2 protein-coding genes are annotated in these 2,310 nt (G+C 71.7%); one reads left to right on the top strand and one right to left on the bottom strand.

All coding sequences use genetic code 11. From position 1 onward, the window contains the following. Positions 1-204 precede the first annotated feature (204 nt). The gene (locus tag ACIQOV_RS37990; protein WP_401055331.1) at positions 205-1,644 is read right to left on the bottom strand and encodes a choice-of-anchor A family protein; all 1,440 of its coding nucleotides are present in this window, start codon (positions 1,642-1,644) and stop codon (positions 205-207) included. Positions 1,645-2,224: 580 nt separating this feature from the next. Here ACIQOV_RS37990 and ACIQOV_RS37985 point away from each other — a divergent pair. Continuing rightward, positions 2,225-2,310: beta-ketoacyl synthase N-terminal-like domain-containing protein (locus tag ACIQOV_RS37985; protein WP_401055332.1), on the top strand; the 86-nt coding region annotated here is incomplete at its 3' end.

Genomic DNA, 2,310 nt, shown 5'->3' with positions numbered 1-2,310 from the left:
ATGCCCCGGCCCCCCCCGAGATCTCCACGACTACGACCACTCTTCCCCCACCCGCCGCTCTTCCGATCGGCGGGGGCCGGGGGCCGGAACGAAACCGGGACGGCGCAGGCCGCCCGGTCGAGTCGACCCGGGCGGCCTGCGCCGCTGTTCGGCTGTTCGGCTCCTCAGCTCCTCAGCTCCTCAGCTCCTCAGCCGTACGGACCGTCAGCCGTGGCGGCCGCGACGACGACGGGCGGCCAGCACGGCCAGGCCGCCGAGGCCGAGCAGGCCGACGCCCGCCACGCCGAAGACCACCGGGGCGTTGCCCGCGCCGGTGGAGGGCAACTCACCGCCGCCACCGGGGTGGTGGCTGGTCGGCTGCCCGGTCGGACGGTGGCTGGTCGGGGCCGGACCGGCACTCGACGTCGTCGCACTGGCCGACGGCGAGGTCGGCGCGGGTGAGGTCGGCGACGGGGACGTCGGGGTCGGAGACGTCGGCGACGGGGACGTCGGGCTCGGAGACGTCGGCGACGGCGACGTGGGGGACGGTGAGGTCGGCGACGGGGACGTCGGGCTCGGAGATGTCGGGGACGGCGAGGTCGGCGAGGGCGAAGGCGTCGGTGAGGTCGGCGACGGGCTGGGCGTCACGACGCAGTCCGGCAGGTCGCCGTCGAACGGGTAGCTGTGGATCTCGTAGCCGCCGGTGCCGGTGTGGATCAGGTTGCCCGCGAGGTACACCCGGCCGTTCATGCCCGGCTGGGCGATGGTCGTGGTGCCGCCGGGGTTGCCGGCCATGACCGAGCCCTGGAACTGGGCGCTGCCGAGGATCTGCGCCGAGGTCGCGGTCGGGAAGTTGTACATGAGCTTCGAGCGCATGTCGGTGGTCTGGTCGCCGGCCAGCCCGGTACCGGTGTAGGTGTTGATGATCGGGCTGTCCCCGAGCATGTTCACCACGACGGTGGCGCCGGCCGGGATGTTGTTGAAGACCAGGCCGATCTGCCCGCCGGACGGCGAGGCGAGGTTCTGGGTGACGTTGAAGACCTGCTTCATGCTGGTCCCGTCACCGGTGAAGGTCGCCTGACTGGAGGAGATGTCGACGGTGCCGGTCGCGGTGGCCCGGCCGACGCAGTCGGACACCTCCTCGATCTGGGTCAGCACCGTCTGGTACGGCGCGGCGGCGTTCGGGTCCTGGATCGACTCGCCGGTGGGGTCGATGTTCACGGTGCCGGTGACGGAGCCCGCGTGCCGCAGGTTGCCGAAGGCCGGCCCGTGCGAGTCACTGCCGCCGATCAGGATCGCGTTGCCGGTCACCACGTCGACGTTGCCACCGGTGGTCACGAAGTCGCTGCCGTTCGGCGGCACCACGCGCGAACCGACACCGACGACGCCCATGTTGTAGATGCCGCCGCCGTTCTTGTCGACGGTCAGGTTCCCCAGCGCGACGATCTTGCCCTCGGCCTCCGCGGCCCGGCCGTTCACGGTGTAGTTGCCACCGGTGAAGACGTTGATGGTGGAGTCGCGGCCGGTGAAGTCGCCGTTGTTGGGCGGCGGCCAGGTGGCGGGGCAGTCGGGTCCCGTGCAGGCGCCCAGCGGCGGGGCCAGCGGAGCGGCCGAACCGACCGTCAGCACCGCGGCCAGCGGCAGCGCGGTGACGGCGGTCGCCACCGCGATCCTGATGGCCCGGCGCCCGCGCGTCGCCGGAGTTCTCACGGCGGTCGTTCTGTGATCCGGCGAACCGGTGGCCTGATCCATCGACAATTCCTCCGTGCACGAGAAAAGGGCGAGACCGGATGACCCGCCACGTTCCATACGATCTGCTGGCGATCCCATAGATCCGGGATATCCAATACCAAAACGGACTTATCGCAGCCTACAGACCCTCAGATCGGATCCGAAACTCATACGTACGGAGCAGGGATCCCCAGGGCGGGCGCCGACCGGCGGCGAGGGCCTAGGTTGGGAGGCATGACCACCGAGGCCCAGGAACAGAGCGCGCCGCTCGTCTCCGTCGCGTCCGCCGACGCCGTACTGCGGCATCCCGAGGCGGGCGAGCACCTGCTGACCGCCATGGAGCGGGAACGCGCCGCGCGCTTCCGGCACGAGTCCGGTCGGATCGACTTCACCGCCGGGCACCTGCTGGTCCGGCTCTGCGCCGCCCGGCTGCTCGACGTACCGGTGGCCGGCCTCGTCCTCGCCCAGCAGTGCCCGGACTGCGGGCTCGCCGACCACGGCAAGCCAGGGCGGCCTGGCCGCCGACGGCCGCTGCAAGTCCTTCGCGGCGGCGGCGGACGGCACCGGCTGGTCCGAGGGCGTCGGCGTCCTGCTACTGGA

Source organism: Kitasatospora sp. NPDC091257, from assembly GCF_044757675.1.
In the GTDB taxonomy this organism is placed as follows: Bacteria; Actinomycetota; Actinomycetes; order Streptomycetales; family Streptomycetaceae; genus Kitasatospora; species Kitasatospora lactacystinica.
Note: the sequence above shows the minus strand (reverse complement) of the source record. Positions and strands in the feature narration are given on the sequence as shown.